At 69.3% G+C, this 7705-nt stretch carries 8 protein-coding genes; 7 read left to right on the top strand and 1 reads right to left on the bottom strand.

The features are described 5' to 3' along the window. The first annotated feature begins 257 nt into the window (after positions 1-257). The 5 genes from ABZ826_RS34600 (at position 258) to ABZ826_RS34580 (ending at position 3848) form a co-directional block, all read left to right on the top strand. Positions 258-422 (top strand): hypothetical protein, encoded by a 165-nt coding sequence (locus ABZ826_RS34600; RefSeq protein WP_361457580.1) that lies wholly within the window; start codon positions 258-260, stop codon positions 420-422. Positions 423-432: 10 nt separating this feature from the next. Further along, positions 433-726, top strand: a complete 294-nt coding sequence (locus ABZ826_RS34595; protein WP_361457577.1) for a Dabb family protein — start codon at positions 433-435, stop codon at positions 724-726. 221 nt (positions 727-947) lie between these two features. Next, complete coding sequence (locus ABZ826_RS34590) at positions 948-1805, top strand: RNA polymerase sigma factor SigF (protein ID WP_361457575.1); 858 nt, start codon at positions 948-950, stop codon at positions 1803-1805. 236 nt (positions 1806-2041) lie between these two features. Further along, on the top strand, positions 2042-2908 hold the full coding sequence (locus ABZ826_RS34585; protein ID WP_361457572.1) for an RNA polymerase sigma factor SigF: 867 nt from the start codon (positions 2042-2044) through the stop codon (positions 2906-2908). Positions 2909-2981: 73 nt separating this feature from the next. Then, on the top strand, positions 2982-3848 hold the full coding sequence (locus ABZ826_RS34580) for a hypothetical protein (RefSeq protein WP_361457569.1): 867 nt from the start codon (positions 2982-2984) through the stop codon (positions 3846-3848). A 47-nt stretch (positions 3849-3895) separates the two neighbouring features. Here ABZ826_RS34580 and ABZ826_RS34575 read toward each other — a convergent pair whose 3' ends face one another. Further along, entirely contained in the window at positions 3896-4105 is a 210-nt protein-coding gene (locus tag ABZ826_RS34575; protein ID WP_361457566.1) for a hypothetical protein, read from the bottom strand. A gap of 460 nt (positions 4106-4565) precedes the next feature. Between ABZ826_RS34575 and ABZ826_RS34570 the strand changes: the two genes are divergently transcribed. Further along, positions 4566-5087: a MarR family transcriptional regulator gene (locus tag ABZ826_RS34570; RefSeq protein WP_361457563.1), complete on the top strand. Its 522-nt coding sequence runs from the start codon at positions 4566-4568 to the stop codon at positions 5085-5087. 23 nt (positions 5088-5110) lie between these two features. Continuing rightward, on the top strand, positions 5111-7585 hold the full coding sequence (locus tag ABZ826_RS34565; RefSeq protein WP_361457560.1) for an MFS transporter: 2475 nt from the start codon (positions 5111-5113) through the stop codon (positions 7583-7585). Positions 7586-7705: the final 120 nt, after the last annotated feature.

The raw sequence follows: 7705 nt of genomic DNA, 5'->3' as shown, positions 1-7705 counted from the left end.
CCCCACCCCCACCGACAACGACTGACCAACCAAGACCGCAAAACGGCCCACAATTCAACCGTTGGAACTGGTCCCGTTTTCAGCCGTTGCCGACATCCTGCGGCCTCGGGGAAGTCCGGTGGGCGGGCGAAGGGCCCCGGTCATGGGGCCGTTGGTCCTTAAAGGCGGTGTGAGTGCCGGATACACCAGAGGAATGCGGCCATGCGTGCGGATAGAATCGCCCGACTGCACGGGGATCCAAGGGGAGGCAGGGACTGATGGTGCAAGCGAAGAAGATAGCTCTCTACGTGATAGTCGTCTTCGTGCTGTACACGATCATCACGTCCCCGGAACGGGCGGCAGATCTTGTCCAGGTAGGGTTCGAGGGCGTTTCGAGTGCCGCGCAGGGCGTCGGCGACTTCATGTCCGAGCTCGTGAAGTAGGAGTTACCCCGTGATCCGCCATCTGGTCCTGTTCAAACTGAACGACGGCGTCGAGCGGGACGACCCGCGGGTCGTCGCCGGGGCGAGGGCCTTCCAGGAGTTGGAGGGGCAGGTCCCCGAGCTGGAGTTCTGGGAGTGCGCCTGGAACATCACCGACCGGCCGATCGCGTACGACTTCGCCATCAACTCCGCGGTCTCCGACGAAGACGCCCTGAAGCGCTACCTGGAGCATCCGGCCCATCAGGCCGCCGCCGGTCAGTGGCGCGAGTTCGCCACCTGGGTGATCGCCGACTATCCGTTCTGATCCGCCCGACCGGCCTGATCCAACCGGTCACCCGAGCCCCTCACCATTGCGGTGAGGGGCTTTTTTTAGTGTTTAAACCAAGTTGACCCCAACACGACGCCATACGGTGCTTGCACACAGTGGACATGTCTTGTGATGCTATGACCGCTTTTGACGGATGAGTTGACCGAAGTTGACCGCAGAGGGGTGGCATCACCGTGCCGGCCAGTACAGCGCCTCAAGTGCCTCCCCAGACCGTCCCGGCCGTCCCGGCCGCCGAGAGCGGGGAGACGCTCCCGGACGAGACCCCCGACGGCACCACCGCGCCCGCCAGCACCAGGGGAGCGGACACCAGGGCGCTTACCCAGGTCCTGTTCGGACAGCTCAAGAACCTGGAGCCGGGAACCTCGGAGCACGGCCGGGTGCGGGCAGCGCTGATCGAGGCGAACCTCCCCCTGGTGCGGTACGCCGCGGCGCGCTTCCGCAGCCGCAACGAGCCGATGGAGGACGTCGTTCAGGTCGGCACGATCGGTCTGATCAACGCCATCGACCGGTTCGACCCGGAACGCGGTGTCCAGTTCCCGACCTTCGCGATGCCCACCGTCGTGGGCGAGATCAAGCGGTACTTCAGGGACAACGTACGGACCGTCCACGTACCGCGTCGGCTGCACGAGCTCTGGGTCCAGGTCACCGGCGCCACCGAGGACCTGACGACCGCTCACGGCCGCTCGCCCACCACCGCGGAGATCGCCGAACGGCTGAAGATCTCCGAGGACGAGGTACTGGCCTGCATCGAGGCCGGCCGCTCCTACCACGCGACCTCGCTGGAGGCGGCTCAGGAGGGCGACGGACTGCCCGGACTGCTGGACCGCCTCGGCTACGAGGACCCGGCCCTCGCCGGGGTCGAGCACCGCGATCTGGTCCGGCATCTGCTCGTACAACTGCCCGAGCGCGAGCAGCGCATTCTGCTGCTGCGCTACTACAGCAACCTGACGCAGTCACAGATCAGTGCGGAACTGGGTGTCTCCCAGATGCATGTGTCAAGGCTGCTGGCCCGTAGCTTCGCCCGGCTTCGATCCGCAAACAGGATCGAGGCCTAACCGGATCGAGTACGGCGCTCGACGTTCGTGCCGAGCGCCCGGAATTGCCGCACACCCCCCTTTAACTGCGCAGACGTCGCAAAGACTTGTCGACATGTCACTACAGCGTGTTGCCGACATGTGACATTCTGCGGGAACCGCGTTTGCCGTGGCCTCGCCTCCGGTATTCAGGTGGAGGCTGCGTTCCTCCGATGGTCGCGGCTCAACGCGACCGTCCGCGACCTCAAGGGGGTGGCATGTCCGTAGAACAGGGCAGCTCGAAGGTGCTCACGCTCACGAAGAGCGCGCCCGCACCCGTTGCGCTCACCAGCTCGCCGGAAGCCATCGACACCCGCACTCTGTCCCGCTCCCTGTTCCTGCGGCTCGCCGCACTGGGACCCGCACCGGGCCCCGACGGAACGGACAGCCCGGAGCGTGCCTACGTACGGGACACGCTCATCGAGCTCAACCTCCCGCTGGTGCGTTACGCCGCGGCGCGGTTCCGCAGCCGCAACGAGCCGATGGAGGACATCGTCCAGGTCGGCACGATCGGCCTGATCAAGGCGATCGACCGGTTCGACTGCGAACGGGGCGTCGAATTCCCCACGTTCGCGATGCCGACGGTCGTCGGGGAGATCAAGCGCTTCTTCCGCGACACCTCGTGGTCGGTGCGTGTTCCGCGCCGCCTCCAGGAGCTGCGGCTCGCGCTGACCAAGACCAGCGACGAGCTCGCCCAGAAGCTCGACCGCTCGCCGACCGTGCCCGAACTGGCCAAGGCGCTCGGTGTCTCCGAGGAGGACGTGGTCGACGGTCTGGCCGTCGGCAACGCGTACACCGCCTCCTCGCTGGACTCTCCCTCGCCCGAGGACGACGGCGGCGAGGGCTCCCTCGCGGACCGGCTGGGGTACGAGGACTCGGCGCTGGAGGGCGTGGAGTACCGCGAATCGCTCAAGCCGCTGCTGGCCAAGCTTCCGCCGCGCGAGCGCCAGATCATCATGCTGCGGTTCTTCGCCAACATGACCCAGTCGCAGATCGGCGAGGAGGTCGGCATCTCGCAGATGCACGTCTCGCGCCTGCTGACCCGTACGCTCGCCCAGCTCAGGGAGGGGCTCATCGCCGACTGACCGCCATGGACCGCCGTACTGCGACGCCGACGCATGGGTTCCGATTTGACGGGTCGTCAGCCACACTGGCGCGATGCGACGTCAGATGCGCGACTCGACCGGCCGCCGGGGCGCCGTGATCGCCGCCTCGGCGGCCGTGCTGTGTCTGGGCGGCGCGCTGGCCGCCTGTGGCGGTACAGCCGACGACGACGGCTATGCGGCGGTCGGCGCGGCGGACGCGGGCCCTCGGAAGGCTCCGACGGGTGCGGTGGCACCATCGGGGAAGGTGACCCTGGTGCCGCTGGACCGGGACGGCACAAGCACCGGGAACGGCGGTGGCGCCGGAGGCCGGGGCGACGGCGGCGGGCCCGCGCCGGGTGCCTCGCCCGGCGGCGGCGGTTCCAGCGGTACGCCCGGCGACGGTTCCAGCGGTACGACCGGCAGCGGCTCCGAAGGCACGACCGGGAGCGACGGCTCAGGACGGACCGGCGGCGGGGGCGGCGGGTCCGCCCGGCCGCCCGGCACTCCTGGCACATCCGGCTCCGGCACGGGCGGTACGGGCAGCGGTGACGGCAGCGGCGGCGCGTCCGGGCCGGGCAGCGGCCCCACGGACCCCGCGACCCCGCCGGCACCCGGCCCCACCGCACCCGCGGGGCCTGCCGTGCTGGTGGTGGGCGCCCCCGAGCGGGCGGCCGCGTCCGAGCGCTGGTGCGAGAAGGTGAGCGTCACGTTCCGCAACACCGGAGGATCACCGGCGGGCGCGGGGACCGTCACCTTCGCCACGCACATCATCGGCGGGCTGGGGATCGACTGGGCGACCGTCGAGTCGTCGGCGCCGCTGCCCGCGCCGATCGACGCGGGAGCGGCCAGGACGAAGACGTACACCGTCTGCGTGGACGCCTGGCGGGTGCCCCTGGGCATGCATGTCGAGACCCGGGACGTCACCGCCGTATTGAAGTGACGGGTGGAAGCGGAACGTAGAGGTGAGGAAGGAGCCGATGCGCCGGGTCAGCCGAGCGCGAGCCAGGCGACCGCCGCGAGGACGACGATCACCGCGACGACGATAACGATCACCCCGGTCCTCGGTCCGGACGAGGCGGCCGGCTGCTGCCGACGCTGCGGCTCGCCCTCGTCGACGAAGGCGCGGAACATCTGGGTGCTGCCGGCCGGGTCGTGGTTGCCCTCGGGGCCCTGCGGGGCATGGGGGTTGTGTGCCATGGGCCAGGACCCTAGCGAACTCGGCGTTGGGGCCCAACCCCCGGGTCGCCGAAGGGTCCGGACCGGAGCCGACGGCCGGCGAAGGAGGGGTGGGCGCCGCACGCCCTCACAGCCGGCGGCCCCCCACCCGTATGGGCCGGCGGCCCCCCACCCGTATGGACGGAAGCCCCGCACCCGTATATACGGAACGGGCGTCACGCGGTCGCGGGGAGCGGGCACCCGGAGGCGACGGACAGGCCGCCCGGCGCACACCTCAAAACGGACACCCGACCGCCCCATCTGTGGCGCGAACCACACCCGTCATAACCCGCACCCCACACGCTGGGCCTTTGACTCGGGCCCTACGCAGCCTTTTGCGTTCCTTTACTTATGCAAGGCCCTTTTCGTTTGCCTGCAGCAACCAACGACTCTATGGTTGCCCTAAGCAACAAGATGAACCGGTGAGATGTCTGGAGGTCCCGTGGCCGCACGGAGTCAGTACGAAGAACTGGCCCGACAGCTCAGCGCCGTCGGGGCCGTCAAGCGGGGTCTCGCCCGCATCCTGCCCGCCGAATGTCCTGCCGGCTCCGCCGCCGTGCTGGCTCTTCTCCATCAGCACGGCGAGATGCGAATCAGCAGACTGGCCGAACTATTGGACGTCGACATGTCGGTGACCAGCCGTCATGTGGCCCATGTGGCGGAACACGGCTGGATCGAACGGTCCTCGGACCCGGCCGACAAGCGGTCCCGCATCCTGCGGCTGACCCCCGCCGGAGGCGACGTGCTCAGTGAGCTGAACCGTCGGACCACCGAAATGTTCGCCCACAACCTCTCCGACTGGTCCGACGACGAGGTCGGACAGCTCAACGCGCTGTTGGCCCGGCTGCGCGACAGCTTCGCCTGTCGCGGCCCCGCAGGGTGCGCCCCCGGAAAGCACAGCGGCGACTGTCGCCCGCGGCACGCCGACAGCGACAACGACTCGCACACCCGTACACCTGTGTAACAGAAGCAAAGACAAGGAACTCAATGGCTACGACCACACCGACCGGTGTGCGGGGCGGCCACGCCAAGCACGGGGGATCAGCCGATTCCTCGTCGGGCGCGCCGATGACACACCGGCAGATCATGGAAGCACTGGCCGGGCTGCTGCTCGGCATGTTTGTCGCGATCCTGTCGTCGACGGTCGTCTCCAACGCTCTGCCGGAAATCATCTCCGACCTCGGCGGCGGCCAGAGCGCCTACACCTGGGTCGTCACGGCCTCGCTGCTGGCGATGACCGCGACGACCCCCCTGTGGGGCAAGCTCTCCGACCTGTTCAGCAAGAAGCTGCTGGTCCAGATAGCCCTCGTCATCTACGTCGCGGGCTCGGTCGTCGCCGGTATGTCGACCAGCAGCGGCATGCTGATCGCCTGCCGTGTCGTCCAGGGCATCGGCGTCGGCGGTCTCTCCGCCCTCTCCCAGATCGTGCTGGCCGCGATGATCGCCCCGCGTGAGCGCGGTCGTTACAGCGGCTACCTCGGCGCGGTCTTCGCCGTAGCCACCGTCGGTGGCCCGCTGCTCGGCGGTGTCATCACGGACACCAGCTGGATGGGCTGGCGCTGGTGCTTCTACGTCGGTGTGCCGTTCGCGGTCATCGCGCTGATCGTGCTCCAGAAGACCCTGAAGCTCCCGGTCGTCAAGCGTGAGGTCAAGGTCGACTGGACCGGCGCGTTCTTCATCAGCGCCGCCGTCTCGCTGCTGCTTCTCTGGGTGACCTTCGCGGGCGACAAGTACGACTGGCTGTCCTGGCAGACCGGCGTGATGCTCGCAGGCTCCCTGATCCTCGCGCTGCTCTTCGTCTTCATCGAGTCCCGGGCCAGCGAGCCGATCATCCCGCTGCGCCTCTTCCGCAACCGCACCATCACGCTCGCCTCGCTGGCCTCGCTGTTCGTCGGTATCGCGATGTTCGCGGGCACCGTCTTCTTCAGCCAGTACTTCCAGCTGGCACGCGGCAAGTCGCCGACGATGTCCGGTGTCATGACGATCCCGATGATCGCGGGTCTGTTCGTCTCCTCGACCGTCTCCGGCCAGATCATCACCAGGACCGGCCGCTGGAAGGCCTGGCTGGTCACCGGTGGCTTCCTGGTCACCGCCGGGCTCGGGCTGCTGGGCACCATCCGGTATGACACGACCTACTGGCACATCGCGGTCTTCATGGCCGTCATGGGCCTCGGCATCGGCATGATGATGCAGAACCTGGTGCTCGCCACGCAGAACCAGGTCGCTCCGTCCGACCTCGGCTCGGCCAGCTCCGTCGTCACCTTCTTCCGCTCCCTCGGTGGTGCGATCGGCGTCTCGGCGCTGGGCGCCGTCATGGCGAACCGCGTCACCCACTACGTCAAGGACGGTCTCGCGGAGCTCGGCCCCAAGGGCCAGGCCATGGGCCACGGTGGCACCGGCGGCGGGGGCATCCCCGACGTGCACGCGCTGCCCGAACCGTTCCGTACGGTCGTGGAGAGTGCCTACGGGCACGGTGTCGGCGATGTCTTCCTGTACGCCGCTCCGGCCGCGCTGATCGCTTTCCTGGTCACGATCTTCATCAAGGAGGTCGCGCTGAAGACGAACGCCGTGAGCGAGGCCCCGGCCACCGCCGAGGAGCCGGTCGAGGCTCCGGCCGCCGCTGTGGCGCACGTCGCCGAGGGAACGGCCGGGGGCACCGCGGTCGCGACCCTTCAGGCCCCGGTCGCCACCCTGCAGGGCACGGCCGTGCACGGTGTGGTGCGGGGCGCCGAGGGCACACCCGTCGCCCGCGCCGCCGTCACGCTGATCTCGCTGGCCGGCCGGCAGCTGGGGCGCTCCGTCGCCCAGGCCGACGGCAGCTACGACCTGGACGCGCCGGGCTCCGGCAGCTACGTCCTGATCGCGTCCGCCGACGGCTTCCAGCCGCAGGCGTCCACGGTGGTCGTCGGTGACGAGCCGCTCGCGTACGACATCCTGCTCTCCGGTACGAGCGGCCTGGCCGGGACCGTGCGCGCCGCCGAGACCGCTGCCCCGGTCGAGGGCGCCATGGTCATCGTGACCGATGTGCGCGGCGATGTGCTGGCCACCGGCAAGTCCGGTGAGGCGGGCGAGTTCACCTTCGGTGAGCTGGTCCCCGGTTCGGTGACCGTCGCGGTGAACGCCGCCGGGTACCGTCCACTGGCGCTGCCGGTCGAGATCGGCGGCCAGGGCGTCACCCGGATCGAGGCCGCACTGCAGTCCGGTGCGCTGGTCCAGGGTGTCGTACGGGCCGGAGCCGGCCGTCGGCCGCTGCCGGACGCCCGGGTCACGCTGGTCGACGCGGCGGGCAATGTGGTCGCCACCTCGACGACCGGGGAGGACGGGGCGTACGCCTTCGCCGACCTGGGCGCGGGCGAGTACTCGGTCATCGCGACCGGCTACCCGCCGGTGGCCGGCGCGCTGACCGTGGCCGGTCGCGGGGTCGACGGCCACGACATCGAGCTCGCCCACCCCGGCGAGTAACGACCTCGACCGAGGTCGTGATCACAGACCCCTGGCGGGTCGGCGTTCCGAGCGGAGACGCTGTACCGGCCGGTGGAAATGGGCCCCGGTGGCGGGGACGGCAGGCAGGGGACGGCCTGC

This window comes from Streptomyces sp. NPDC047515 (genome assembly GCF_040643055.1).
Taxonomy (GTDB): domain Bacteria; phylum Actinomycetota; class Actinomycetes; order Streptomycetales; family Streptomycetaceae; genus Streptomyces.
This window is presented reverse-complemented; position numbering and strand designations above follow the sequence as displayed.